Annotated in this window: 30 protein-coding genes; 9 read left to right on the top strand and 21 right to left on the bottom strand. The window is 67.2% G+C overall.

The window, feature by feature from the left end; translation table 11 throughout:
- Positions 1–3 precede the first annotated feature (3 nt).
- The 3 genes from A5758_RS07305 to A5758_RS07295 all read right to left on the bottom strand — a co-directional run bounded on the left by A5758_RS07305 (position 4) and on the right by A5758_RS07295 (position 2608).
- A complete protein-coding gene (locus tag A5758_RS07305) occupies positions 4–708 on the bottom strand; it encodes an NIPSNAP family protein (protein ID WP_067204714.1) in 705 nt (234 codons plus the stop codon).
- Positions 705–1301, bottom strand: coding sequence for a hypothetical protein (locus A5758_RS07300; RefSeq protein WP_067738253.1), 597 nt, complete (start codon positions 1299–1301; stop codon positions 705–707). Before A5758_RS07300 ends, A5758_RS07305 begins: the two co-directional genes overlap by 4 nt.
- A 137-nt stretch (positions 1302–1438) precedes the next feature.
- Positions 1439–2608 (bottom strand): CaiB/BaiF CoA-transferase family protein, encoded by a 1170-nt coding sequence (locus A5758_RS07295; RefSeq protein ID WP_067204720.1) that lies wholly within the window; start codon positions 2606–2608, stop codon positions 1439–1441.
- 162 nt (positions 2609–2770) lie between these two features.
- Between A5758_RS07295 and A5758_RS07290 the strand changes: the two genes are divergently transcribed.
- Both A5758_RS07290 and A5758_RS07285 read left to right on the top strand, forming a co-directional pair.
- The gene (locus A5758_RS07290) at positions 2771–3535 is read left to right on the top strand and encodes an SDR family NAD(P)-dependent oxidoreductase (RefSeq protein WP_067738415.1); all 765 of its coding nucleotides are present in this window, start codon (positions 2771–2773) and stop codon (positions 3533–3535) included.
- A 50-nt stretch (positions 3536–3585) separates the two neighbouring features.
- Positions 3586–4269, top strand: coding sequence for a DUF427 domain-containing protein (locus A5758_RS07285; RefSeq protein WP_067738251.1), 684 nt, complete (start codon positions 3586–3588; stop codon positions 4267–4269).
- On the opposite strand, the gene A5758_RS07280 is transcribed toward A5758_RS07285, so the two are convergent.
- The 4 genes from A5758_RS07280 to A5758_RS07265 form a co-directional block, all read right to left on the bottom strand.
- Positions 4266–4994 carry a ZIP family metal transporter gene (locus tag A5758_RS07280; protein ID WP_067738246.1) on the bottom strand — a complete coding sequence of 243 codons (729 nt, stop codon included), beginning with the start codon at positions 4992–4994 and terminating at the stop codon, positions 4266–4268. The genes A5758_RS07285 and A5758_RS07280 overlap by 4 nt on opposite strands.
- 84 nt (positions 4995–5078) lie before the next feature.
- Entirely contained in the window at positions 5079–6260 is a 1182-nt protein-coding gene (locus A5758_RS07275; protein WP_067738244.1) for an acyl-CoA dehydrogenase family protein, read from the bottom strand.
- Positions 6260–7180, bottom strand: a complete 921-nt coding sequence (locus tag A5758_RS07270) for an LLM class F420-dependent oxidoreductase (RefSeq protein ID WP_067738241.1) — start codon at positions 7178–7180, stop codon at positions 6260–6262. The genes A5758_RS07275 and A5758_RS07270 overlap by 1 nt, the downstream gene beginning before the upstream one ends.
- Before the next feature lie 15 nt (positions 7181–7195).
- Positions 7196–8086: an acyl-CoA thioesterase II gene (locus tag A5758_RS07265; protein WP_067738238.1), complete on the bottom strand. Its 891-nt coding sequence runs from the start codon at positions 8084–8086 to the stop codon at positions 7196–7198.
- Positions 8087–8329: 243 nt separating this feature from the next.
- Here A5758_RS07265 and A5758_RS07260 point away from each other — a divergent pair, with 243 nt between their 5' ends.
- The 3 genes from A5758_RS07260 to A5758_RS07250 are packed head-to-tail and all read left to right on the top strand — an operon-like array spanning position 8330 to position 10562.
- A complete protein-coding gene (locus A5758_RS07260; protein ID WP_067738226.1) occupies positions 8330–9148 on the top strand; it encodes an SMP-30/gluconolactonase/LRE family protein in 819 nt (272 codons plus the stop codon).
- Positions 9149–9160: 12 nt separating this feature from the next.
- On the top strand, positions 9161–9997 hold the full coding sequence (locus A5758_RS07255) for a thioesterase family protein (RefSeq protein ID WP_067738223.1): 837 nt from the start codon (positions 9161–9163) through the stop codon (positions 9995–9997).
- A gap of 28 nt (positions 9998–10025) precedes the next feature.
- On the top strand, positions 10026–10562 hold the full coding sequence (locus tag A5758_RS07250; protein ID WP_067204740.1) for a TetR/AcrR family transcriptional regulator: 537 nt from the start codon (positions 10026–10028) through the stop codon (positions 10560–10562).
- Here the strand turns inward: A5758_RS07250 and A5758_RS07245 are convergent.
- From A5758_RS07245 to A5758_RS07210, 8 genes are all read right to left on the bottom strand, one after another.
- Entirely contained in the window at positions 10559–10909 is a 351-nt protein-coding gene (locus A5758_RS07245; protein WP_067204743.1) for a hypothetical protein, read from the bottom strand. The two genes, A5758_RS07250 and A5758_RS07245, sit on opposite strands and share 4 nt — an antisense overlap.
- A 34-nt stretch (positions 10910–10943) precedes the next feature.
- Positions 10944–12284, bottom strand: a complete 1341-nt coding sequence (locus A5758_RS07240) for an FAD-binding oxidoreductase (protein ID WP_067738220.1) — start codon at positions 12282–12284, stop codon at positions 10944–10946.
- Positions 12285–12302: 18 nt separating this feature from the next.
- Positions 12303–12905 (bottom strand): DNA-3-methyladenine glycosylase I, encoded by a 603-nt coding sequence (locus A5758_RS07235; RefSeq protein ID WP_067738218.1) that lies wholly within the window; start codon positions 12903–12905, stop codon positions 12303–12305.
- Between the two features lie 9 nt (positions 12906–12914).
- Positions 12915–13859 (bottom strand): aldo/keto reductase, encoded by a 945-nt coding sequence (locus A5758_RS07230; RefSeq protein WP_067738215.1) that lies wholly within the window; start codon positions 13857–13859, stop codon positions 12915–12917.
- A gap of 19 nt (positions 13860–13878) precedes the next feature.
- Positions 13879–14607 (bottom strand): cysteine hydrolase family protein, encoded by a 729-nt coding sequence (locus A5758_RS07225; protein WP_067738212.1) that lies wholly within the window; start codon positions 14605–14607, stop codon positions 13879–13881.
- 101 nt (positions 14608–14708) lie between these two features.
- Positions 14709–15299, bottom strand: a complete 591-nt coding sequence (locus A5758_RS07220) for a TetR/AcrR family transcriptional regulator (RefSeq protein ID WP_067738209.1) — start codon at positions 15297–15299, stop codon at positions 14709–14711.
- Positions 15300–15353: 54 nt separating this feature from the next.
- Complete coding sequence (locus A5758_RS07215) at positions 15354–16094, bottom strand: glucose 1-dehydrogenase (RefSeq protein ID WP_067204761.1); 741 nt, start codon at positions 16092–16094, stop codon at positions 15354–15356.
- Positions 16095–16111: 17 nt separating this feature from the next.
- Positions 16112–17212: a diacylglycerol kinase gene (locus A5758_RS07210; RefSeq protein ID WP_067738205.1), complete on the bottom strand. Its 1101-nt coding sequence runs from the start codon at positions 17210–17212 to the stop codon at positions 16112–16114.
- Positions 17213–17322: 110 nt separating this feature from the next.
- Here A5758_RS07210 and A5758_RS07205 point away from each other — a divergent pair, with 110 nt between their 5' ends.
- Positions 17323–18219: an alpha/beta hydrolase gene (locus A5758_RS07205; protein WP_067738202.1), complete on the top strand. Its 897-nt coding sequence runs from the start codon at positions 17323–17325 to the stop codon at positions 18217–18219.
- Positions 18220–18381: 162 nt separating this feature from the next.
- On the opposite strand, the gene A5758_RS07200 is transcribed toward A5758_RS07205, so the two are convergent.
- Positions 18382–19005, bottom strand: a complete 624-nt coding sequence (locus A5758_RS07200; protein ID WP_067204769.1) for a TetR/AcrR family transcriptional regulator — start codon at positions 19003–19005, stop codon at positions 18382–18384.
- Positions 19006–19170: 165 nt separating this feature from the next.
- Between A5758_RS07200 and A5758_RS25645 the strand changes: the two genes are divergently transcribed.
- Positions 19171–19296 (top strand): hypothetical protein, encoded by a 126-nt coding sequence (locus A5758_RS25645; protein ID WP_007167223.1) that lies wholly within the window; start codon positions 19171–19173, stop codon positions 19294–19296.
- A 14-nt stretch (positions 19297–19310) separates the two neighbouring features.
- Here the strand turns inward: A5758_RS25645 and A5758_RS07195 are convergent, their stop codons facing one another.
- The 4 genes from A5758_RS07195 to A5758_RS07180 all read right to left on the bottom strand — a co-directional run bounded on the left by A5758_RS07195 (position 19311) and on the right by A5758_RS07180 (position 22858).
- Complete coding sequence (locus A5758_RS07195; RefSeq protein WP_067738199.1) at positions 19311–20738, bottom strand: NAD(P)(+) transhydrogenase (Re/Si-specific) subunit beta; 1428 nt, start codon at positions 20736–20738, stop codon at positions 19311–19313.
- Complete coding sequence (locus A5758_RS07190) at positions 20735–21064, bottom strand: NAD(P) transhydrogenase subunit alpha (RefSeq protein ID WP_067204774.1); 330 nt, start codon at positions 21062–21064, stop codon at positions 20735–20737. Before A5758_RS07190 ends, A5758_RS07195 begins: the two co-directional genes overlap by 4 nt.
- 10 nt (positions 21065–21074) lie before the next feature.
- Entirely contained in the window at positions 21075–22169 is a 1095-nt protein-coding gene (locus A5758_RS07185; RefSeq protein WP_067204777.1) for a Re/Si-specific NAD(P)(+) transhydrogenase subunit alpha, read from the bottom strand.
- Positions 22170–22396: 227 nt separating this feature from the next.
- Complete coding sequence (locus tag A5758_RS07180) at positions 22397–22858, bottom strand: nuclear transport factor 2 family protein (protein ID WP_067738412.1); 462 nt, start codon at positions 22856–22858, stop codon at positions 22397–22399.
- Positions 22859–23015: 157 nt separating this feature from the next.
- On the opposite strand from A5758_RS07180, the gene A5758_RS07175 reads away from it, so the two are divergent.
- Positions 23016–24236: an acyl-CoA dehydrogenase family protein gene (locus tag A5758_RS07175; protein ID WP_067738409.1), complete on the top strand. Its 1221-nt coding sequence runs from the start codon at positions 23016–23018 to the stop codon at positions 24234–24236.
- Positions 24229–25050, top strand: coding sequence for a tyrosine-protein phosphatase (locus tag A5758_RS07170; RefSeq protein WP_067204780.1), 822 nt, complete (start codon positions 24229–24231; stop codon positions 25048–25050). The genes A5758_RS07175 and A5758_RS07170 overlap by 8 nt, the downstream gene beginning before the upstream one ends.
- A 29-nt stretch (positions 25051–25079) precedes the next feature.
- Here the strand turns inward: A5758_RS07170 and A5758_RS07165 are convergent, their stop codons facing one another.
- Complete coding sequence (locus A5758_RS07165) at positions 25080–25940, bottom strand: SDR family oxidoreductase (protein WP_067738198.1); 861 nt, start codon at positions 25938–25940, stop codon at positions 25080–25082.
- Positions 25941–25965: the final 25 nt, after the last annotated feature.

Raw genomic sequence — 25965 nt, 5'->3', positions numbered from 1 at the left:
GCATCACTGCAGCGGCGAGGGCGGTAGGGCCTGCAGGATCGAGTCCTCCCAGCCGTCGCGCAGCGCGGGCGCCACGCTCATCCAGGTGACGATCTCGGCGGGTGGGCTCTCCTTCCACGAGGGGTAGTGGTTGGCGAAGCATTCCCAGCCGCCGTCCAGCGCCCAGTAGTGGATGACCTCGTTGTAGCGGAAGGTCGTGGTAAACGAGCCCAGCCAGCGCTTGCCGGTGCGTTCCGACCATGGGACGTAAAGGCGCTCGAGTTCGCGGATGTAGTCGTCTTGACGCCCCGGCTTGGTTTGCATGATCTCCTGGATCACCAGCGGCGCAGCGAAATTGGCTTCCCGCAGCTGGGCCAGAGTCCTGTTGCTGGGGCCGGGGTACATGATTCGGCCCTCCCCCGCGGCGCCGATGTCGGCCAGAAAGGCGGACCATTTGCCGGCCGCGGCCTCGTGACTGCCGCCGCGGGCCTGGGCGGCCCCGATCCGCGCATAGTCGGCGAACCCGTCGATCTCCCAGATGACCGTCACCTGCGGCCAGTGGCCGTTGTAGGGGGTGGTCTCCCAGATCGCGAACAGCCGGGCGCCGATCTCTTCCATCATCGGCCGGTAGGTGTCGGAGAACACCTCGGTGAAGCGGTCGCTTCGCCCGGAGCCGAGCGAAATGGTCTCGTGCAGATAGAGCAGCGCGTGGCGGTAGTACTTCTTCATCGGTCGAGCCGGACCAACCCCGAGTCGCCGCGCCCACAGGTCACCAAATCGCAGAGCAATGTCTCCGTGTAATACACTGCGGGACAATCACTCCCGGCCGCCGCCAGCGCGTGGCCCTTGAACCTTCGTGCGGCCGCACTGAGCGCGTACTGCGCCCTGGCCACCCCGCGGTCCACGCGCAGGGGCCACCCGGAGGGCGCCTGACCCCACAACGTGACTTCGGTCAACCGGTCGTCGAGCGATGTGAGCACCTTGTCGCGCACGCGCGCATCCGCGGTGAACGCCTCGGCGCTCACCGCCAGGCTGTCGCTCGTCGAGCCGGCGCCCATCGCGGCGAGCCACTCCTCGAGATTCCGCGCCTGCACGCCGAGGATCCGCAGGGAGCGGGCGTCGCCGTCGTTTGGCAGCAGCACCGTCACCTGCCAGCCGGCCATCGCCCGGTCGTAGAGCCAACCTCCGGCCGACTCGACGACGTCCAGGGCACTCACCGCAATGACGTCGAGCCGATAGCGCAGACATTCGCGGTCGGCACGGCTCGCCCGGGCGGCGTGCACCCGGCTGCCTTCCCTGATGTCGAACGTTGACGTGACCATTCAATCCGTTCCTCACCGCCGCACCGAATCCGTGCATTGGCGTTTACCGCAACGCTTGTCCTGGGCTGGGGCCGCCTGAGGCGACTCACCGGACAGCGTGACACTTCAGAGTAAATTTGTAAAGGCGCGACCGGTGGTCACGAGCCGCGGCGCGCCTTGAGTTCGGCGAGCACTTCCTCGGTGTGCTGCCCGAGTTCCGGTGCCGCAGAACGCGGTGCCCAGGGTGTGCCGTGGAAATCGGCCGGTGTGGCCACCATCGGAACGCTGGATTGGCCGTCGGGCACGTCGACGATGCCGCCCGCGGCGTGAAATTGCTCGTCGGCGACGACGTCTTCGAGGCTGTTCACCGGTGACCAGAAGAAATCGGGTTCGGCCGCGAAGGCCTGCGCCCACTCGTCGAGGGTGCGGGTGGCAAAGATGGCATCCAGCTCGCCGATCAGCTCCGCCGAGTTGACGAAGCGGGCGTATGCGTCGCCGAACCGCGGATCGGTCAGCCACTCCGGGTGGCCGACGGCACGACACAGCGGGGGCCAGTGCCGATCGCCTTCGAGTCCGACGATCCAGAATCGCCGCCCATCGGCGGTGGCGTAGTTGTTCATGCAGGGATTGCCCATCGATTCGCGTTGCCCGATTGCGATCGGTTGGCCCGTGAGCAGGTAGGTGTTGAGATCGAAGCTCACGGTGTAGGCGCCCTGCCGATACAACGATGTGCTCACCAGTTGACCGATCCCGGTGCGGGCACGGGCAACCAGCGCCGCGCAGATGGCCGCCGCCAGCGTCATGCCGGCCGAATGATCGCCCATGCCACCGCGCTGGAACGGTGGCGTATCGCCGGGCCGGGTGAGCAGATGCGCCACCCCGGCGCGCGACCAGAAGGCGGCCACGTCGTAGGCGGCCCGGTCCGCGTCGGGTCCGGTCTCGCCGTATCCGGTGATCAGCCCGTACACCAGGCTCGGGTTGCGGGCGGACACCGATTCGAAGTCGAGCCCCAGGCGTTGCAGCGCGCCGGGCCGCACATTGGTCACGAAAACGTCGGCACCGGCGAGCAATTCGAACGCGGTGTCGAGGTCTGCCTCCTCCGCGAGGTCCAACACGACGCTGCGCTTGGAGCGGTTGTCCATCTCGAAGGGTGGGTTGATTCCCAGGTCGCAGCCCAGCATCCTGCCGAACATGCGTCCAGGGTCACCGCTCGGCGGTTCGATCTTTATGACGTCGGCGCCCCAGTCGGCCAGGATGCCGCCGGCGGCCGGTCCGGCCACCCAGACTCCGAGCTCGACGACCTTGACACCCTCCATCGGTCCCGCCATGGCTAAGTTCCTACCGGTTGGCCGCCCGAAGCGCACGCATCCCGGGATTTCGCGCCCGTTATCGGCGGAGCCCTGATCTGCCGACCGATGATTCTGCGCGCCGCGGTGTATCGGAAGAACATGCGGGCATCGTGCGACGGCTCGCGGCGGTGTGCCCACCAGATGTGCGGCCTGCCGGCAACCTCAACAAGAAAGGAGACGGTCGTGACCATACTCTCGGGAAAAGCGATTCTGATTACCGGTGGCAATCGCGGAATCGGGCACGCGCTGACCGTGGAAGCGTTGAAGCGAGGCGCGGGACGGGTGTACGTGGGTACCCGAAAGGCCTTGGCGGACACCGGCGATTCGCGCGTGACGCCGTTGACCCTGGACATAACCGACAAGGCTGATCTCGAGGCGGCGGCCGGGCAGGTCGACTCTCTCGATATCGTCATCAACAATGCCGGGCTTGCTCTTTACGATGACTTAAGTGACCCCTCCGCGCTCCAGCAACATCTTGCGGTCAACCTTTTCGGCACCTACGCCGTCATCCAGACCTTCCTGCCCTTATTGGTCCGTTCCGGAGGATCGATTGTCAACAATCTGTCGGTGAACGCGTTGGCCCCCTTGCCACTCATCCCGGCCTACTCCGTCTCCAAGGCTGCCGCGTTCTCCATGACGCAGTCGCTTCGTGCCATGTTGGCCGGGCAGGGGGTGCGGGTGCATGCCGTGCTGACCGGGCCGGTGGACACCGAGATGACCCGCGGCCTCGACATACCGAAAGCCTCGCCGCAATCGGTGGCGCACGCCATCTTCGACGGGGTGGAGAACGACGATGACGAAATCTTCCCCGATCCGCTGTCAAGGTCGCTGGCCGAGCGCTGGGACAGCGGCGCCATCAAGGTGCTCGAGCGCCAGTACGCGGCGCTGCTCGATGCGGACCACTGAGCCAGTCACGGCGTGAACCGGCTCGGCGGACAAAGGTCTAGCCTCACACCATGAGCCTGGTAGCCGGACGTGGTCCGCTCAGCAGTGATCCGGCCGGGCGATTCGCGCCCCCGCTGCCCGCCGAGGTCGTCTTGATCGAGCCTCATCCGCGCCGCGTGCAAGCTATCCAGGATGGGCGGCTTGTGATCGACACCGAAGGGGCGCTGCTGGTGCACCGGCGGGGGCAGCCGCTGAGCTATGTCTTCCGCTCCGACGAGGTGGGTGACCTGCCCACCGAACCCGAGCCGGAGGCGCCGGGCTTCGTGCACGTGCCCTGGGATGCGGTCGACACCTGGATGGAAGAGGGCCGCGAACTCGTCCACTACCCGCCCAATCCCTACCACCGCGTCGACTGCCGCCCCACCAAGCGTCGCTTGCGGGTCTCGGTCGCCGGCACGGTGCTGGTGGACACCGACGACACGGTGATCGTGTTCGAAACATCCTTGGCTCCAAGGCTTTACGTCGATCCGGTGCGTGTGCGCACCGACCTGTTGCGCCGCTCGGACACGTTGAGCTACTGCAACTACAAGGGCTTCGCCACCTACTGGTCCGCCGATGTGGACGGCCGGTTGGCCGACGACATCGCATGGAGCTACGCCGACCCGCCGCCGGAAAGCCTGCCCATCAAGGGATTTCTGAGCTTCGACCTCGCCCGCGTGGATGTCGTGGCCGAGCTGCCGCGCACGGGCGGCTAACTCGCCAGCCCGACGATCGCCAGCATGAACAGCACCCCGCCGATGGTGCACGCCAAGGTCACCGGAGTCCGATGTCCGGCGTGCGCCCTCGGCAGGATGTCGGCGCTGGCCAAGTACATCAGGAAACCGGCGAAGAATCCGAGATACAGCTCGAGCAGGCGATGGGGGATCGTCACCGCCAGTGTGAGCGCCGCGCCCGCCACCGGTGCGATCGCGTCCGCGGCCAGCAGTGCCAATGCCCTTCGACGGTTGTTTCCATAGAGCGATGTGACGGTGTAGGTGTTGAAACCGTCCGCGAAATCGTGGCCTATCACCGCGACCGCCACCACCGCGCCCGCCGCAGTTCCCGCCTGAAAGGCGGCACCGATGGCGAATCCGTCCATGACGCTGTGGCCGATCAGCCCCGACGCGGCAAGGATCCCGACGCCGGGCGCGTCCGGATCACCGGCATCCTCCGATCCGTGACCGCGGTGGATGCCGACGGTGTGTTCGATGACGTGCAGGACCAGAAAGCCGAGAACGAAGGCCACCAGCGGAGCAGGTATGCCGAACAGACTCCATGGCGTCTGGCTCATCGCTTCCGGCAGCAGGTCGAAGCCCACCGCGCCGAGCATCAGCCCGGCCGCCAACCCGAGCACCAGATAGCGGTAGGAACCGATACGCAGCGCGGCAAAACCGCCCAGCAATGTGGTCACGAACGAGCCGAGGGCCACGAGAACAACCACTGCGGGGGCCTACCTCTCTGCGAGGAGATGCTCGGTGAAAAGGTAGCGCCCTCGGGGAGGGTTGGCCCACCCGAACGCCTGAAGCTAGCCGCCGTAGCTAGGCCGCCCTAGCTTGAGCTCGTGCTGGGCAATCATGTTGCGGAACACTTCCAGCGTGCCGCCGTAGATCCCCAGCGGCAGGGCTAGCCGGTAAAGGTGTTCCGCCGCACCGTCGGTGGCGGAGCCGGGAGTTTCGGTAGGCAATGCCGATGCGGTCCCCATGATGTCCATCAGGTCCGGGGTGACGTCGCGCATTGTCTGCGCGATCGCTACCCGCCCGAACATCCCGGGCGTGGACAGTGCCGCCTCCATCCGGGCCACGTCACGCCCGAGCCGGTATTTGACCGAGTCGTCGTCCAGCGGCGTCCGCCCGTCGGGACCCGGTCGACCGACGACGGCCGCGACCGCGTCGATGACTTCGGCCATCAGGTCGCCGTGCGCCGACATCGCCGCAATGTATTGCAGGCCATGATCTTCCCGATCCACCAGGCCGTGCTCTGAGTCCAGCGCCGCGCGCATCACCGTCCAGCCATCGTTCACTTCACCGATGCGGTGGAGGTCGTCGACGCGGACGTCGCTGTAGTAGACGATGTTGGTGCGGTCACCGTCCAGGGTCCGGATCCCCTGGATCTCGACGCCCGGCGAGTCGAGGGGCACCAGGAACATGGTCAGGTTGCGGTGTTTCCGGCCCTGGGGGTCGGTGTTGGTGAGCAGAAAGACATACCTGGCGTTCTGCGCATTCGACGTGAACATCTTGGAGCCGTTGATGATCCAGCTAGATCCATCCGCTTCCCGCACCGCGCGCGTCTTGCAGGTGGCGACGTCGGAGCCACCCTCGGGCTCGGTGTAGCCCAGGCAGAGCCGAATCTCGCCGGACAGCACGCCGGGCACCACCTGGTCGGCGAGCTCCGGTGCCCCGAATTGCCGCACCAACCGGGCGACGACGGACGTCGTACCCCAGTGATACCAAGGCGTATGGGCCCGGGCGATCTCGAGTTGGAAGATGCGCCGGCGGACCGCGCTGAATCCGCCCTCGGACTCCAGCTTCCAATCCGATGCGAGGTAGCCAGCTTCGCCCAACGCCAGATGCACTTGCTCGTCGAAGTTTTCGCCGAACTCCAGCTGTCGGTGGAGCACTTCGTCCGTGACATGCTTCGCGATGAAGGCGCGGGTCTCGTCGCGGAAGGCCCGGTCTTCGGGCGAGAGTTCGACGCGGCAGAAGTCCATCAGGCCGCGTCGATCACGAGGGTGCGGAACCGATCGAGGGTCTCGAGTGCGTGCGCCATGCCGTCTCCGGGGAGATGGACGCTCACCCACGTCACGCCCAGTTTCGCCAGCTTCTCCAGGCCGTCGAGGTAGGCATCGGCGTTGAATTCGTCGTCGGCGGGGCTGCCGCCCTCGAAGTTGGTGAAGGTGATGTCGATCGCCGACCAGTCCCTGCCCGCGGCATCGCACCGCCGGCGCAGGTCGTCAATGCCGTCGGTGAGGCGCGCCAGCGAGTCGATGACCGCCGTGCCGGCGGTCTGGGCCAGTTGGGGCGGCGCGGGGAATGGGCACCAGCCGTCACCGTATTGCGCCACCCGTTGGCGCGCTGACGACGTGTTGCCGCCGATCCAGATAGGCGGATGCGGGTCACTCAGCGGCCGGGGGTGCGCGGTGATCCCGCGTGCACTGAAATGCCTTCCCTCGAAAACGATGTCGTCACCGGTCCAGACCGCCCGGATTACCTGCAGCGCTTCCTCGAAGAGCTCGGCCCGCTCGTCGTAGCTGACCCCCAGCGCGGCAAATTCCCGCTTGAGGTAACCCACGCCCACCGCGAGCGTGAACCGGCCGCCGGAGAGCAGGTCCAGCGTGGCACCAGACTTGGCCACCACGAACGGGTTTCGATACGGCAGCACCACGATGTTGGGAATCAGCCGCAGTGTGGTCGTCGTGGCCGCCGCGAAACCCAGTGCGACAAAGGGATCCAACGCGTCGTGCCCACCGGCCTCCAGCCATCGCTGCGACGGCGCCGGGTGATCCGTGAAGCCGAACCCGTGAATTCCGGCCGCTTCGGTGGCTGCGGCCACCTTCCCGATGCCATCTCCGCTCACCAACTCCGGGTTGTACGGGTGGCTGTGCATCGGGTGGGTGATGGTGAAATGCATGACAGCGACCGGCCGCTAGAACCGTGCGCGGGAGTCGATGGCCGTGTCGGTGGTGCGCAGCGGGCGGATCAGCGCCTCCTGGGCGAAGGAGCACAGCAGCTCCCCCTCCTCGGAATGCACGGTGCCGCGCACGTACGACATGCCCGCCCCGACCTGGGTGCTTTCGTGGGTGTACAGCAGCCACCCGTTCCAGCGCACCGGCTCGTGGAACGCGACGGAGATGCTCATCGGTGCCGTGGACACCGTCAGGTGCGCCTGGGCGGTGCCGATGCCGGGGTGCGCCCGCATCGTGGTGGAAATCCCGAGATGTCCGGTGAAGTAAGCGATGAGCGCCTTGGCCAGGTCGTCCCGTTCCGGGATGGGGTCGTAGTGCAGCCAGGCGTAGAGCTCCGGCGGCCCGACCTCGTCCGGGCTGTTGACGTCGACGACGTCGACCAGGCGCAGTTCCCGGCCGACCATCGGCATCGGCGAGGGGTTGGCATCGGCGGGTGCGGCCACGTCGGGGCGCGGCAGGTGGTGTCGGACGACGTCACCGGTGGGGACGTCGGCCAGCACCGTGATGCTCAGGCAGCGCCGCCCGTTTTGGTGCACCGCGACCACCGCGGTGGCGGTGGACCGGCCCTCGGCGACGACGTCGAGGACAAGCTCGATCGGCGGTCCAACGGTTACGGCGCGGGAGAACACCGCGTGTGCCGAGCGCACCGACTTGTCCGGAAATCGCTTGGCCACCGCGACGATCGCCTGGGCGAGCACCTGGGTGCCTTCCACCACTTGCCGTTCGTCGCCGGCGGCTCCAATATCACCGCCGGTGTCACCGGTGAACCGGTCCTGCCCGTCTGCCTGCACGTCGAACAGGTCCAGCAGGCCCTGCACCGTCCACTCGGTCTGCTCAGATTCGGTAGTCAAATCCGCTTCCTATCTCGTTGGCAGCTCATCGCACAGCGTGACACTTTGGCTAAGATTTGTAAAGCTTGGCTAACGGCTTTCACCCAGTCGGCAGAGGCCGTCTACGACTTCGTCACCAATCCGGAGAATTGCAGGCCGTCGCGCGGGAACCCGCCCGGCAGCGAGATTGACACCGGTACCCGCGGTGCATGACACTTTGGCGGTGTTTTGTAAAGCGGAAGATGCCGTCAAAGGCGGTAGCGGATGATTCCCGAGCCGCTGGCCAACGGCTTCTGCTTCGGCGAAGGACCGCGCTGGTTCGAGGGACTGCTGTGGTTCTCCGACATGCTGGGCGAGGCGGTCCACACCTCGACCATGGGCGGCTCGCTGACCACGTTGCCGCTGCCCGGGCACTGCCCGTCGGGCCTGGGTTTTCGCCCCGACGGATCGCTCCTGATCGTCTCGGTCGAAGACCGCAAGGTGTTGCGCTACGACGGTGAAAACGTCGACACCATCGCCGATCTCGCCGAACTGACACCGGTCAACCTCGGCGACATGGTCATCGACGACGCGGGCCGCGCGTACATCGGATGCCAAGCCTTTAACGGCGGCGCCATCATCCGGCTCGATCCGGACGACAGCGCCGTCGTCGTCGCCGAAGACCTCGACTTTCCAAACGGAATGGTGATCACGCCGGACGGGCAGAGACTGATCGTCGCCGAGTCGGTCGGCCGGCGGTTGACCGCGTTCACGATCGGCGCGGACGGCGGGCTGGCCGACCGCCGCGTTTTCGCCGAGGGCCTGGACGGGCCGCCCGACGGCATCGCGCTCGACGCCGACGGCGCGGTGTGGGCGTCGATGACGCTGGCCCACCAATTCGAGCGGATCGTCGAGGGCGGCGCCGTGACCGACCGCATCGACATGGGTGAGCGCGTCGCCATCGCCTGCGCGCTCGGCGGCCCCGAACGCCGGACGTTGTTTTTGCTGTCCAGCACGGAGGCGTATCCGCAGCGCCTGGTCGGCACCCGGCTGTCCCGGCTGGACGCCGTCACGGTGACCACGCCCGGCGCCGGCCTGCCCTGACGAGAGGTGACGATGACCGACTCCTACTACGAGCTCATCGACGGCGCGGATACGTTGGGCGAAAAGTTCCGGGCCACCGACCTGGCGCGCGGAACCTGGTCGTCCGCGATACAGCACGGCGGGCCGGTGTCGGCATTGCTGGTGCGGGGGCTGGAGCGGTGCGAACAACGCGAAGACACCCGACTGTCCCGCGTCGTCATCGACTTGCTGGGCGGGGTGCCGGCCGAGGGCGACCTGTGGGTCAGCTCGCGGGTTCAGCGCGGCGGAAAGCAGATCGAACTCGTCAGCGCCGAGATGCTCGCCCCCGGTCCCGACGGCGAACCCCGCCCGGTGGCGCGCGCCAGCGGATGGCGGTTGCAAACCCTGGACACCCGGGCGGTGGCCCACGCCGCCGCGCCGATGCCCGGGCCGCGCAGCGAGGCCCGCAACCGCAACCTCAAGGCACGGGACTGGGACCGCAACTACGTGCACAGCCTCGACTGGCTGTGGCTGACGGAGCCGCTCAGCGAGGGGCCGGGCGAATCGTGGATCCACCCGACGGTGGACCTGGTCACCGGCGAGACGATGACGCCGCTGGAGCGCCTGTTCGCGGTGGCCGACTGCGCCAACGGCATCGGCAGCAAGCTGGACATCTCCCGGTGGACATTCCTCAACACCGACCTGGCCGTGCACGTGTTCCGGGTCCCCGACGGTGAGTGGATCGGCATTCGCGCCGAGACCAGCTACGGCCCGGACGGCATCGGGACCACGATCGGCACGCTGTTCGACGAGCGCGGCGCGGTCGGTGCGATCCAGCAGTCGGTGCTGGTGCGCCCGCGCCCGGGCAAGTCCGACCGGGAAGCGAAATGACCGTGGACAACTTCGTAGAGTTGCAGACATGAGCAGTCCGGCCCAGACCGCAGAGCCTGACACCTCGACGCGTCAGCGCATCCTCGACGCCACCGCCGAGGTGCTTGGCCGCAACGGCAAAACCAAGCTCAGCCTGTCCGACGTCGCCGCCCAGGCCGGGGTGTCCCGCCCGACGCTCTACCGCTGGTTCGCGTCCAAAGAGGAACTGCTGTCGGCCTTTTCGAGCTACGAGCGCCAGATCTTCGAGAGCGGCCTGGTCCGGGCAACGGCCGGCCTGAAGGGGGTCGACAAACTCGACGCCGTGCTGCGGTTCATCGTCGAGTACCAGCACTCGTATTCAGGCGTGCGCATGGTCGATGTCGAGCCCGAGCACACCATCGCCCAATTCTCCGGGGTCATCCCGCAGATGCGCGAGGGCCTGCAGCGCCACCTGCCCGGTCCCAACGCCGCGGTGAAGGCGGCGACCGTCATCCGGATCGCGATCTCGCACTACATCGTCCCCAGCGACGATGCCGACCAGTTCCTGGCGCAGTTGCGGCACGCGGTCGGCATCAAGGGGAGCTAGTCGAGCTGCACCTCGACCTTGACGCGGCCCTTCTCATCGCGGCTGGCGATCGCGTGTCCGGTGCGGTCGGCGCCGTCGAAGTTGAGCAGTGTGATCGAACCGCCCTCGCCGAGAAAGTTTCGCCACCATGCCTTGCTATCGGGCGACATGACGTTGATGACGATGCCGTCACCGGAGCGGCGGTACCCGACCGGGGTCTGGATCGTCTTACCCGAACGCCTGCCGACGTAGCGAATCTTGATCAGCCCGCGTCGTACCAGTGGCCCGACGACGGGCGCATCGATCATGCCACTGAACAAATTGTTGACGATTCCGACGATGGGCGTGTCGAAGATCCCGGATGCCATGAAGCCCAGCGTATGCCAGACGGCGCAAGAACGATCAGTCGAACAGCACCGCGGCGTTGAGGTAGCCGGTCGGGTCCAGGGCTGCCTTGATGGTCCGCATCGCCGCGATGTCCGCGGGCTCCCGCGACATGCCTAGGTAGTGCCGCTTGCGGGTGCCCACGCCGTGTTCGGAGCTGACGTTGCCGCCGGACCGCGCGATGAGTTCCATCATCGGCTCGTACAGCGCCCGCTCCCGGTCGACGGGGCAGCGCAGCACGTTGAGATGCAGGTTGCCCTCCCCGATGTGGCCGAACAGCACGGGCAGCGCCTCGGGAGCCTGCGCGGCGATCAAATCGACTGCCTCCCTGGCGAATCCGTCGATGGAGGACAGCGGCAGGGAGACGTCGAACTTCAGCGGCGGCCCGTACACGCCAAGGATGTCGGCGAGCGACTCGCGTAACTGCCACAACCGTTGCTGCGCAGCAACATCCACGCCGACGGCGGGTTCCCCGCACAACCGCGCACCGTCGAGCAGCTCGGCGAGCCGGTCGGTCTGGTCGTGGTCTGCGGCCAGCTCCACCAGCAACAGCCAGTCACCCTCGACCGGAGAGCCGACGCCGAGGTGCTCGCCGGTCAGCGCGGCGGCGCGGCCGTCGATCAATTCCAGTGCCGCGATGCCGTCCACGTCCCGAAACATCCGGCCGGCGTCCACCAGAGCATCCAGCTCGTCGAACCCGCAGACCGCCGTCACCCGCCGCGAGGGGGTGGGGTGCAGCCGCAGGTCGAGCGCGGTGATGACGCCGAGGGTGCCCTCCGCGCCGACGAACAGCGAAGACAGGTCGTAGCCGGTGTTGTCCCGGCGCACCCGGCTGTGCCGGTGCAGCAGCGACCCGTCGGGCAGCGCCACCTGTAAGCCGACCACCTGTTCGCCCATGTTGCCGTAGCGGACCGTGCGCAGGCCGCCGGCGTTCGTCGACGCCATCCCCCCGACCGTCGCGGTGTCGCGGGCGGCCAGGTCCACGCCGAACAGCAGGCCCGCGGCGCCCGCGGCGCGTTGCACCGCGGTCAGCGTCGCGCCGGCGCCGACCCGGACGCGGCGCTCGACGGTATCGACGTCATCGAGGGCGTGCAGCCGCTCGGTGGACAGCAACACGTCGTCGTGCTCGGGAACGGTGCCGGCTACCAGCGAGGTGCGGCCGCCCTGCACCGTCACGTGCGCCCCGGCGTCCCGGCACACCCGCAAAACCTCGGCGACCTGCTCGGGAGAACCCGGGCGCACCAGCGCGCTGGCCCGGCCCCGATAGCGACCGGTGTGGTCGATGCTGCGGCCCGTGAGTACGTCCGGATCGGTGACGACGTGGTTCGAGCCGACCAGATCAGCCAGACTGCGCAGCATGCTCGCGGTTATAGCACCTCATGCCGTTGCGCGAAAACAGCCCTCGAAGTGACCGTTCTCGATTCCGACGGTTTGCATGAACGAATGGGCGACGACTGGGCCGACCAGCCGAAAACCCGCTTCTCGCAACGCCGCTGAGAGCCGGCGCGACTCCGCGGACACCATCCGGCCATCGCTCCAGCTCCGGAGCCGATGCTGGGTAAGCGGTTGATGTTGCCACGCCAGTTGGCACAGCGGGTATTTCGATAACAGGCGAGCGTTGTTCAGCGTGGCTTCGATCTTTTGCCGGTTGCGGATGATCGAGGTGTCGGCCATCAAACGCTCGACGTCGCCGTCGGTCATTGCGGCCACCGCCGCCGGGTCGAAACCGTGAAACGCCGCGCGCAGATTGCCCCGCTTGTCGAAGACGCTCGCCCAGGACAGGCCATTCTCGAAGTAGGTCAGCACCAGTGCCTCGAAGAGTTCGGCCTCGTCGCGGGTGGGCGTCCCCCACTCGTCGTCGTGATAGGCGGTCAGGTCGCGGCCCGTCGCGCTGGCCCAGCGACATCGAACGACGCCGTCGGAACCGGTCACCACGGTCGGTAGGTGTGACGGCACGCCGATACCGGCCATCGCCTTCATCCCGCGACCCTAGCCCCGGGGCACCTCGGCGAATCCCGGCTCGCCGGCCTCGACAACGGAATTGAACCTGATCCGAGTCTCGAGACGCTCGCTGATCTCGTGGATCGCGCTTTCGGGAAGCGCGGTGACATCGAAGTTCTCGCGGATGCGCGCCGGCGTCACGGATGCCGTCAGAACCGCGCTGCCACGCTGGATGCCCCAGGCCAGCAGTACTTGCGCGGGGGTTTTGCCCAGACGTCGAGCGATCGACACCACGAGAGGGTCGTCGAGCAACCGCGGTTCCAGGGCGTGCCCGAGTGAGGCGAACGCCAATAGGATGACCCCGTCGGTCTCGCGTAGTCCGTGGAGTTCCCACTGCGGGTGATACGGGTGCGACTCGACCTCTACGACCGCCGGCTTGATGCGAGCGGTTTCGATGATGTTCCTGGCCCCTGCGGCGTCGATGTCGGAGAGTCCTATCGCGCGCGTAAGTCCCTCGTCAACAAGGCTTTCCATGGCCGTCCAGGTTTCGGCCAAGCTGACTCCGTCGTCGTAAACGACGGCTCCATGGATATCCCGGGGGTCTTGGTCGTCGCCCGGCTTGAACGCGAACGGGGTGTGCACCAGATACAGGTCGACAGCGTCCAGCCCGAGCCTGTTCAGGCTGGCTTGCAGCGCGGCCCTCACCCGCTCCGGTCGATGGTTGTTGTTCCACAGCTTGGTGGTCACGAACAGCTCCTCGCGGCGGACCGTTCGTTGCGCGAATAACTCCTTGAGCGCCGCACCCACCTCGGCTTCGTTGCGGTACCGCTCGGCGGCGTCGAGGTGGCGGAATCCCACTTCCACCGCGGTCTTGACGGCGTCTCGGGTTTTGGTGTTGTCGGAAAGCGAGGTGCCAAACCCGAGCGCCGGAATCTCGGTGCTGCCGTCGTTCAAGGCGAATCTGTGCCGGCTCAGGGTCTCGTTCGGTGCCATGGTCGGTCTCCTTACATCGTTATCGAATACTTTCGGGCGCAACCCGTTTCACGAGGCGCGCGACGGTTTCGGCAGTTGTCCAGACGGCGCTGGCGAGGAACCGGAAATTCACCAGGGCCGCGAGGTAGCCATCACCCTCGGGTAAACGCGGGCCCGCGGTGGCGTCCTTGACGACCACGACCTCGAAGCCCTGCTCGATGAGCTCGCGCAGGTGGCCTTCGACGCAGAGGTTGGCGGCCATCCCCGCCAGGACGACCTGGTTCACGCCCCGCTTGCGCAACTGCAGCACAAGGTCGTTCGATTCGGGGCCGACGATCTTGTGCGGGGAGGCGATGACGGTCTGCCCGTCGTGGATGTGGTGACAGTAGGCGGGCAGGAAGTCGGCCCCGGAGCCCGCGAATCCGTCCGTCGTGTAAGCGCCCCGACGGTCGAACATGCCCACGCCGATCATGAATTTCTCCAGCGGATCGCCGAACAGCCACTGCCTGTCGGTGGGGTAGAAGTAGTGCGGCGACACGGCGACGGTGAGGCCCGCCAGTTTGGCGGCGCGGAATAGTTCGCCGATGTGGGCCACGGTGCCGTTGTCGCGGATGCTGTCGCCGAAGGCCGGCCACGCGGCGCCGTCGGGGCTGAGGAAGTCGATCTGCGGATCGGTGACGACGAGCGCGGCGTGCTCAAAATCGAACGCGAAGCCCGAAGGCGGCAGCGCGGGATCCTGTGGGTCGGCGTAAGTGGCCGGGTCCGTCATCGGGGCCGTCCTCGTGGTCGGAATCGGTTCATATCGACACTATAGATGACCAGTCGTCTATTTAACAACCGTGCAGCGCCCCGCATTCCTCTCGCCGAAATTCAGCGCAAGAGCGCCGGGACCGTAACCGCTTCGAACCGGTCGTACGGCATGCGACTCCGGGTCACCTTGCCGCGCAGGGCCGCGCCCTCCCACGCCTCGATCAGCTGTGCGGCGAGTTGCCCCGCGTCGAGGTCCCTGCGAATAGCCCCCGCACCATGCTGGCCGGACCGCACACAATCGGTGAGGGCCGTGTCCCAGCGCTCGAGAATCCGGAGAAGCTCGGCGCGCACCGGGTCACTGGATCCGCCGAGTTCCAGCGACAAGTTGCCCACCAGGCAGCCCAGCAGGAAGTCGCCGGCCTCGTGTTCGTCGGCGAGGGCGTGGAAAAAGCGTGTGATCCGCTCCTGCGCCGGCCCGTCGGCAGCGAGGATCGGCAGCAGCCGCGCCTCGATATCGGCCCAGTAGTGCGCGAGGATCGCCGCCGCGAACGCCTCTTTGCTCGAGAAATACGCGTAGAACGAGCCTTTCGGCACGCCGGCCGCGTCGGTGATGTCCTTGACCCCACTGGCGGAGAATCCGCGCGCGTGCACGAGCCCGAGCCCTGCAGCGAGCAGGCGGTTGCGGACCTCCGGATTTGGCGGGCGCGGCATACTTTCGATATTAGCCGACCGGTCACCTACCTTTGCCGGTCGCACTTTCCGCCGCTAGAACTCCTTGTGATTCACATCGGTGATCAGGCCACCGTCCATCACGAACTCGCTGCCGGTGGAGTATGACGATTCGTCGCTGGCCAGGAAGAGCACGAATGTCGCGACTTCCCGAACCTCGCCCGGACGCCCGAGCGGGATCGTCACCATGTCCTCGGGCAGGTGGGCGGTCATCGGGGTGCGGATGAACCCCGGGTGCACGGAGTTCACCCGAATATTGTGCGGCGCCAGCTCCAGTGCCGCCGACTTCGCGAGGCCACGCACGCCCCACTTGGACGCGACGTAGGGGTGCACCATGGGCGCGCCGCGCAGGCCCTCGATGGACGACACGTTGATGATCGAGCCGCCCCCGGCCGCGATCATCGGCTCGACCGCAACCCGCATGCCCAGGAATGTCCCGGTCAGGTTGACGTCAATCACCTTCTGCCACTTGGCCAGATCGAAGTTCTTCAGCGGGCCGAGCGCGACGGTTCCGGCGTTGTTGACCAGCACGTTTAGCTTGCCGAATTCGCCGATCGCGGTGGCGACGGCGGCGTCCCACTGGTCGGGCTGGGTGACGTCGAGGTGCACGTAGCGTGCAGAGTCGCCGATCTCGTCGGCCAACGCCTTGCCCTGGTCGTCAAGAATGTCGCCGATAACGACCTTGGCGCCTTCCTCGACCAGCAGGCGCGCATCTTCGGCTCCCATACCGCCGGCGCCACCACTGATGAGCGCTACCTTGCCGTCTACCCGACCCACGTGGGTCTCCTTTCGATTCAGGTGGTCACCAAAGTGCTTGGTGCGTAAAGGCCTTTGCCCGTTATCAGCGGCAAATCAAGTGTCGTCCGGATGCCCGGCGGCGCGGCGATCACGGCGGGGATGGCGTTGACGACACGGCCCGCGGCGCCCGCGATCGCGGCGTGGTTGTGGTCGCCCTTGCGGCTGCTCGGGATGATGTCGACGGCATACGACGGCTCCCCGGTGATCTCGACGCGGTACGAGCCGTCACCCGCGGCGGGCTGAGGCAAGTCCGGTCGCAGGTCGGGCCGCAGCCGGGTTACGTGCTCGATGACGACCGCGGGATGACCCTTGACCATGCCGCGGATCTCGAACTGCAGCACGGCCACGGTGCCCTTGGCAACGTGGCCGACCGCGATGTCGAAATCCTCGGGTGCCGGCTCGCGCTGGTAGGACTCGGTGATCTCGTCGACCTCAATGCCGAGACCGGCCGCCAGCTGACGAATCGCGGTTCCCCAGGCGATGCTGAGTATGCCCGGCTGCAGCAGCATCGGGATCTCGTCCATGGGCTTGGCGAATCCCATGTAGTCCATGACCTCGGTCCCGTTGTACGACGAGTAGTCGTGAATCTCCATGCAGCGCACCTGCTCGATGTGCTGACAGGTGCCGGCGAGCGCGAACGGGATCAGGTCGTTGGCGAATCCCGGGTCGACGCCGCTGATGAAGATGCTCGAATTGCCCTGCCGTGCCGCATCTTCGACGCGGCCGATGTACTTGTCGGGCATCACGCCCCACGGGTACTGCAGCAGCCCCGGGGAGGACCCGACGACGTTGACGCCGGCCGCCAGGATGCGCATGACGTCGGCCATCGCGTCGGGCAGGCGGGTGTCGCCCATAGCGCAGTACACGACGCACTCGGGCTTGGTGGCCAACAGGGCGTCGAGGTCGGAGACGGCCGTGACACCCGTGACGACACCGGCCTCAAGGCCCACGCCGCACAGCTCGCCGGCATCCCTGCCCACCTTCTCCGGGCTGGACACACACACGCCCGTCAACTCGAACTGCGGGTTGGTGATCAGCTCGGCCAGGGCCAGCCCTCCGACGTTTCCGGTACCGACGTGCGCGACGCGGATCGCCATGAGAGTCTCCGTCCTTTGAGCGCTCAAAACTTTTCTAGACACTAGTCCATAAAATTTGTGGCGCATACCGGCGGACTGAGCGTCGTATCCCCGGGCAGAATGACTCGCTGATGGCACAACGTGAAGACGTCCAGTTCCCCTCCGGTGGCGATTTGATCAGCGCGTGGCTCTACCGGCCGCCGGGCAGCGGACCCGCGCCGTTATTGGTGATGGCGCACGGGCTGGGCGCGGTGCGCACCATGCGGCTCGACGCCTACGCCGAACGATTCAGCGCGGCCGGTTATGCCTGCCTGGTGTTCGACTACCGCAACTTCGGCGACAGCGAGGGCCGGCCGCGCCAGTTGCTCGACATCGGGCTGCAGCTCGCCGACTGGGCCGCCACGGTCGCCTACGCCCGCACCCTCCCGGAAATCGATCCCAAGCGAATCGCCCTGTGGGGCACCTCTTTTGCCGGCGGGCACGTGATCGCCACGGCGGCGCGGCTGCCGGGCATCGCCGCCGCGGTGGTCCAATGCCCCTTCACCGACGCCGTCGCATCGATACGAACGCTGTCCCCGCTGATCTTCTTGCGCGTCGGCATTCTGGGCGCCCGCGACCTGCTCGCCGCCCGCCGCGGAAAACCACCGGTGATGGTTCCCACGGTGGGGAAACCGGGCGAGGTCGCGCTGATGAACGCGCCCGACGCCTACCCCGGTTACCTGAGACTGGTGCCCGACGGTGTGGACATCCCCCAGCAAGTGGCGGCCCGAATCGCGTTGAAGATCATGGCCTATCGCCCGGGGCGCCGCACGCCCAAGATCACCTGCCCGATCCTGTTCTGCGTCTGCGAAGCCGACTCGGTGGCCCCCGCGGCGGCGACGCTGCGCCACGCGGCCAGGGCCCCGCGCGGTGAGGTCAAGCTCTATCCCGAGGGCCATTTCGCCATCTACGTCGGCGAGGCGTTCGAGCGTGTCGTCGCCGACCAGCTCGCCTTCCTCGACAAGCACCTGAAGGGCGCGGGCGCCTAGGGGCGATCGCGAGCGCGGCGTGGCCGGGCGAAGCGGGTCGCCCCCATCGAACTAGGGGCGATCGCGAGCGCGGCGTAGCCGGGGCGAAGCGGGTCGCCCCCATCGAACTAGGGGCGATCGCGAGCGCGGCGTAGCCGGGCGAAGCGGGTCGCCCCCATCGAACTAAGGGCCGAGCGGGGAACTCGTGCGGATCGCTTCGTCGCGGATCAAGCCGCGCAGCAGTGCGGTGCTGAATTCGGCGGCGATCTCCTTGGCGCTGCGCCGCCCGCTCGGCCGCAGCCACCGATAGGCGCCGAGCGTCATGCCGATGTATCCGAGCGCCAGCACGTGGGAGTCGCACGGGTAGAACTCGCCACTGGCGATCCCCCGGTCGATCAGGCCGTGGACGTGCTCGTAGACCTGGGTCTCCTTCTCCCGGACCGCGGCGACCTGTTCTTCGGTGAACCACTCGGCGATGTAGGGCGCCTCCTGGAAGTAGACGGCGGCCCGCTCGGGATTGGCGGCGATGCCGGTGAGCAGCCGGACCGTGTACTGATAGAGCGCCTCGCGGGCCGTCCAGGACGGATCGTCGTGGACGGCGGCCAGCGTGCCCTCGGCGGCCTGCTGATAGATGTCGTAGAGGATCAGGGACTTACTGGCGTAGTAGTGGTAGACCGTCGCCTTGTTCAGGCCGATCACGTCGGCGACGTCATCCATCCGGGTGCCGTGGTAGCCGCGGGCGGCGAACAGCTTGGTGGCAACAGCCAGCAGCTCCTCGCGCCGCGTTAGTCCGCTATCGGATGGCATCTGTCCTCGCTATCGTCACTGCCGGGCGGGGCGCTGGGGTGCCGGGCAAGGCCAATTATCAATCAACTGGTTGGACAGTTTAGGCAAACGCGAGGTGTCGCCCCGACGAGGATGGGACTAGACTCGCTTTTCGAAAGCTCAAGTCGCGACTGGAGGGGTGGCCTCATGGATCCGAGCCCGGACTACGACGCTAGCGACGAAATCGAGTTCTTTTTCCGCTACGTGCCCTGGGGTCTACGCGGCGTCGTCGACGGCAACGGCTACCCGCCGCCCGCCTACCCGCCGGTCTAAACCGTTTGGCGCCTCTAGAGCGCCTTCAATTCCTCGGCGACCTCGGTCACCGATTTCTTTGCATCCCCGAACAACATCGTCGTCCCGTCGGCGTAGAACAGCGGGTTGTCGATGCCCGCGAAGCCGGAGTTCATCGACCGCTTGAGCACGATCACCGACCTGGCTTTGTCCACGTTGAGGATGGGCATGCCGTAGATCGGGCTGGATTGTTCGTTGCGGGCCGCCGGGTTGGTGACGTCGTTGGCGCCGATGACGATCGCGACGTCGGTGCGGGCGAACTCGTCGTTGATGTCGTCCATGTCCTTCATGGCGTCGTAGTCGACCTCGGCCTCGGCCAGTAGCACGTTCATGTGCCCGGGCATCCGCCCCGCGACCGGGTGAATCGCGTACTTCACCGGCACGCCTTTCTCCTCGAGCAGGCTGGCCATGTCCTTGACGGCGTGCTGCGCCTGCGCCACCGCCAGCCCGTAGCCGGGAACCACGATCACCTGGTTGGCGTACGCCATCTGGATCGCGGCGTCGGCGGCCGAGGTCGCCTTGACGTGTTTGTCGCCGCCGTCCCCGCCGGCGCCCGGGGCCACGCCCCCACCGCCGAAGCCACCGGCGACGATCGCCGGAATGGACCGGTTCATGGCCTTGGCCATGAGGTTGGTCAGGATAGAACCGGACGCGCCGACGATCATGCCGGCCACGATCATCGCGGTGTTGTTGAGCGCCAGGCCGGCCGCCGCGGCCGACAGCCCGGTCATCGCGTTGAGCAGCGAGATGACCACCGGCATGTCGGCGCCACCGATCGGCAGCACCACCATCAGGCCGAGCACACCCGCGGCGACGAGGAGGCCGATCATCCACCAGAGCGACGCCCCACCGGTGCCGGGATGGGCGTGGATGCCGACGATGACCGCGGCGGCCACCGCCGCCACCAGCAACAGCAGGTTGATCGGCTGCTGAAGCTTGCCGAAGCCGATCGGCGAGCCGGAGATGATCTCCTGCAGCTTGCCGAAGGCGATGATCGATCCCCAGAACGAGATCGACCCGATGATCGCGGCGAAAAGCGACGCGACCACGATGTGCACGGTCGGCGACTCCCCGTGTTGGAAGGCCGAAAATCCTTTGGTCTCAATGAATTCCGCCAGCGCGATGAGCGCGACGGTGCCGCCGCCGACGCCGTTGAAGAACGCCACCAGCTGCGGCATGGCGGTCATCTTGGTCAGCCGCGCCGGTGGCACACCGAGCACGACACCCACGACCAGGCCGGCGATGATGAGCACCCACGACTCGGTGTGCCGGATCTTGATCAGGGTCGCCGTCACCGCGAGGGCCATGCCGACCGCGGCAATGAGGTTGCCCCGCACCGCCGTCTTCGGGCCGGTCAGGCCCATCAGGCCATAAATGAAGAGCGCGAACGAGATGATGTAGAGAACGGTGACGAGGTAGTTCATTTCACCGCCAGGTCGTCGGTCTTGGCGGGCACCGCTTTCTTCTTGCCCTTGAACATGCCCAGCATCCGGTCGGTGACGATGAAGCCGCCGATCACGTTGAGCGTCCCGAACACCACCGCGACGAACAGGATGATCTGCACCGCCAGCGACGGATGCTCAACCTCGCCGAAGACCACCAGCGCGCCGAGCACCACGATGCCGTGAATGGCGTTCGTTCCAGACATCAGCGGCGTGTGCAGCGTGTTGGGCACCTTGGAAATGACCGCGAACCCGACGAACCCGGACAGCACCAGGATCGCCAGATTGGCCAACAGCTCGTCGTACATGTAGTCCTCTCTAGCCGGCCGCGGGCGTCCGGGTGACGCACGCCGCCGCGACGACCTCGTCGTCGAAGTCGGGGGCCAGCTTGCCGTCTTTGATCAACAGGTCCAGGAACGCCGTGATGTTCTTGCTGTAGAGCTCGCTGGCGTGCTCGGGCATGGTTGCCGGCAGGTTCAGCGGAGAGGCGATGGTGACGTCGTGCTTGACGACCGTCTGCCCCGGCTCGGTCAGTTCGCAGTTGCCCCCGGTCTCCCCCGCCAGGTCGATCACCACGCTGCCGGGCTTCATCGACTCCACCGCCGCGGCGGTCACCAGCCGCGGCGCGGGGCGCCCCGGGACCAACGCGGTGGTGATCACCACGTCGAACCCGGCGATCGCCTTCTCCAGGGATTTCTGCTGCTGGGCGCGTTCTTCTTCGGTGAGCTCGCGGGCATACCCGCCCTCACCGGCCGCGTCGATGCCGATGTCGAGCCATTGCGCCCCGACCGAACGGACCTGGTCGGCGACCTCGGGGCGCACGTCGTAGCCGGAGGTGCGCCCGCCCAGCCGTTTGGCCGTCGCCAGCGCCTGCAGCCCGGCCACCCCGACGCCGAGCACCAGCACGCTGGCCGGTTTCACGGTGCCCGCCGCGGTCGTCAGCATCGGGAAGAATCGGGTCGACTCGGAGGCGGCCAGCAGCACGGCCTTATAGCCGGCCACGTTGGCCTGCGAAGAGAGCGCATCCATGACCTGGGCGCGCGAGATGCGCGGAATCGCCTCGAGCGCGAACGCCTGCACCCCGGCCTCGGTGAGAGCGCCGATCGAGTTGTCGGCGTTGCGCGGTGCCAGGAACCCGATCAGGGTCTGCCCGCGGCGCAACCTGCCGACCTCTTCTTTGGTCGGCGGCGCCACCTTGACGACGACGTCGGCGGCCCAGGCGTCCCCGATGCTGGCGCCGGCCTCGATGTAGAGCTGGTCCGGAAGCAATGCGCCCTCGCCCGCACCCGACTCGACCACTACGGCCACACCGCTGCTGATCAGCGACGCCACCGCCTTGGGTACCAGTGCGACCCGTCGTTCGTCGGTCCCGGACTCGGCGACCACCCCTACCGTCGTCTGCGCATCTGTCATGGCGCGTACATCTGCTTTCCCGCACTTTCCTGCCGTTTGATGTGCCGCTGGCTGGCCGCACGCTTCGCTACCTTAACGCCTGCCGAATTTCGCCCCGGACGTGCGATCGACCGGGGCGGGATACCGCCGGCGCGGCAGACGGACTCCCGTCGATGGTTCGTTACCCGAGGCGCACGCAGTAGCGGCCGCGGCGTTGTGGACCCACAAGACGGCGTTGTGGCCGGTTGCTACCAGAGCGGGATGTCCTGCCCGTGCTCCGCCACCGGCCGGGGCCCGAAGTAGCGGCGTTCGGACTCGTCGATCCGCACGTCGTTGATGCTGGCCTCGCGGCGCGCCATCAACCCCGAGGGCGAGAACTCCCACAGCTCGTTGCCGTAGCTGCGAAACCACTGGCCGCTCGCGTCGCGGCACTCATACTGAAACCGCACGGCGAAGCGGTTGCCGTGGAAGTCCCACAGGCTCTTTCGCAACGCGTAGTCGAGCTCGCGCTGCCACTTGCGGGTCAGGAACGCCACAATCGCGTCGCGGCCCACGACATGTTCGTCGCGATTGCGCCACTGCGAGTCGGGCGTGTACGCCAGGCTGACGCGGTGCGGATCGCAGGTGTTCCACGCGTCTTCGGCGGACTGCACCTTCTCCAGGGCAGTCTCAGAGGTGAACGGCGGGAACGGCGGACGGGATTCGGTCATAGCGTCCATCGTGCGCGTCGCGACCGCGATCCACACCTCGAGACTGCGTGCGCGCACACCCGTCGCGGCGTGGTTTCGGTGTCGCGAAGGTGACCAATAAGGCTCGCCATATGGGCCGTCGCGGGACGTGTCCTATGGTGGCGGCATGGACTTCGCGATGTCGGCCAAAGCCAACGATTACCACAAGCGATTGACCGACTTCATGACCGAGTACGTCTTCCCGGCCGAGGCCGAATACGACAAGTACCGGGAGGAGGTCGGCCCGAACGATCACACGGTCCCGCCGATCCTCGAGGAGCTGAAGACCAAGGCCAAGGAGCGCGGCCTGTGGAACCTGTTCCTGCCGGCCGAGTCGGGCCTGACCAACCTGGAATACGCGCCGCTGGCCGAGATCACCGGCTGGAGCCTGGAGATCGCCCCCGAGGCGCTCAACTGCGCGGCACCCGACACCGGCAACATGGAGACCCTGCACCTGTTCGCCACCGAGGAGCAGCGCAAGCGGTGGCTGGAGCCGTTGCTCAACGGTGAGATCCGCAGTGGCTTTTCGATGACCGAGCCGGCGGTCGCCAGCAGCGACGCCCGCAACATCGAGACCTCCATCGTGCGCGACGGCGGCGACTATGTGATCAATGGCCGTAAGTGGTGGACCTCCGGGGCGTCCGACCCGCGCTGCAAGATCCTCATCGTGATGGGCCGCACCAACCCCGAGGCGGCAAGCCACCAGCAGCAGTCCATGGTGCTGGTGCCGATCGATACGCCGGGCGTGACGGTGGTCCGCTCCACCACGGTCTTCGGTTTCCAGGACCAGCCTGGGCACTGCGAGATCATCTACGACAACGTCCGGGTGCCCGTCACCAACCTGCTGGGCGAAGAGGGCGGGGGCTTCGCGATCGCGCAGGCCCGGCTGGGCCCGGGCCGCATCCACCACTGCATGCGTGCGCTGGGCGGCTCCGAACGGGCGCTGGCCCTGATGGTGGACCGGACGCAGAACCGGGTGGCGTTCGGCCGTCCGCTGGCCGAGCAGGGCGTGGTGCGGGAGGCAATTGCCAAGTCCCGCAACGAGATCGACCAGGCGCGGCTGTTGTGCGAAAAGGCGGCGTGGACCATCGACCAGCACGGGAACAAGGCCGCCCACACGTTGGTCTCGCAGATCAAGGCGGTTGCGCCGCAGGTGGCGTGCAACGTCATCGACCGAGCGATTCAGGTGCACGGGGCCGCGGGCGTCAGCGAGGACACGGTGCTGGCGCGCATGTACGCCTGGCACCGGGCGATGCGGCTCTTCGACGGCCCCGACGAGGTACACATGCGGACCATTGCGCGCGCCGAGCTCGGCCGGGGAAAATCTCCGCTCGCCGCGGCGGTCACCGCACATGGGTAAGGCCGCCCTCCGGGAGTTGCCCGGCGCGTGGAACTTTCGCGATGTCGCCGACGGCGCGGGCGCGCTGCGGCCGGGCCGGCTGTTTCGGTCCAGCGAGCTGAGCCGCCTGGATGACGACGGCCAGGCGACGCTGCGCGAGCTCGGCATCAGCGACGTCGCCGACCTGCGCGCGGCGCGGGAGGTGGCCCGCCGCGGGCCCGGACGCGTGCCCGACGGTGTCGACGTTCACCTGCTGCCGTTCCCGGACCTCGCCGACGACGCCGGTGAGGGCGACGAAGCCCCCCACGAACACGCGTTCCGGCAACTGATGACCAACGGCGATCCAGACGAGTCCATCAACGACACCGCCGCCCGCTACATGGTCGACGAGTACCGCCAGTTCCCCACCCGCAACGGCGCCCAGCGGGCGCTGCACCGGGTCGTCACGCTGCTGGCCGCGGGGCGGCCCGTCCTCACGCACTGCTTCGCGGGCAAGGACCGCACCGGCTTCGTGGTGGCGACGGTGCTGGAGACCGTCGGCATCGATCGCGACACGATCGTCGCCGACTACCTGCGCAGCAATGACGCCGTCGCGGAGCTGCGGGTCCGCATCTCCGAGATGATTCAGCAGCGCTCGGAAACCGAACTCACACCGGAGGTCAGGACTTTCACCGAGGCCCGGCTGTCCGACGGTGTTCTCGGCGTGCGCCCCGAGTACCTGGCCGCCGCGCGCGAGACGATCGACGAGCAATTCGGTTCGCTGGACGCCTATCTGAGCGACGCGGGCATCACCGAGGCCGACGTGGATCGACTACGTCAGGCGCTGCTGGCCTGACTCGAACCACGCGGCCCCGGCGCTGACCGTTACAGCTTGAAGTTGGCCTGCTTGGCCGCGGACAGGTCGTCGATCTCCGACCAGTGCGAGGCGACATCCTCGACCGTCGGCGGCTTGTCGAAGTTGGCGCCCTCGTTCTGGAACAGGGCCACCCGCTGCACCTTGCCTCCACCGACGACGAAAACCGAAGCGGTGTTGGGGTTTTCCTCGGTGCACAGGTAGGCCACCACCGGCGCGACATACTCGGGCGTCAGCTTCTCGAGCACCTCCTTGGGGAGGATGTCCTCGGTCATCCGGGTGGCCGCGATCGGCGCGACGGCGTTGGCGTGGATGTTGTACTTCGCCCCCTCCTGCGCCAGCGTGTTGATCATGCCGACCAGGCCGAGTTTGGCCGCGCCGTAGTTGGTCTGTCCGAAGTTGCCGAACAGGCCACTGGTGGAGGTGGCGACGACGATCCGCCCGTAGCTCTGCTCCCGAAAATGCGGCCAGGCGGCGCGCAGCACGTTGTACCCGCCGTACAGGTGCACCTTGAGCACGGCGTCCCAGTTCTCGAACGTCATCTTGTGGAAGGTGCCGTCGCGCAGGATCCCGGCGTTGCTCACCACGCCGTGCACGGCGCCGAACTCGTCGAGCGCCGTCTGAATGATGTTCGCGGCGCCCTCGGGCTCGGCGACACTGTCGTAGTTGGCGACCGCCCGGCCACCCGCGTCCTTGATCTCGTTGACGACGTGATCGGCCATGTTGTGGCCGGCGCCCGTGCCGTCACGGGACCCACCGAGGTCGTTGACGACGACGCTGGCCCCCTCGCGGGCCAGGGTCAGGGCGTATTCACGGCCCAGCCCCCCGCCGGCTCCGGTGACGACGATGACGCGATCCTGCACTCCGGGCATCAGGTTCCTCTCTAAGGTGAAAAGT

Origin of the sequence: Mycobacterium sp. 852014-50255_SCH5639931 (genome assembly GCF_001665605.1) — a bacterium.
In the GTDB taxonomy this organism is placed as follows: Bacteria; Actinomycetota; Actinomycetes; order Mycobacteriales; family Mycobacteriaceae; genus Mycobacterium; species Mycobacterium paraffinicum.
The sequence above is the reverse complement of the archived record's forward strand: the minus strand, read 5'-3'. Positions and strand labels throughout refer to the sequence as shown.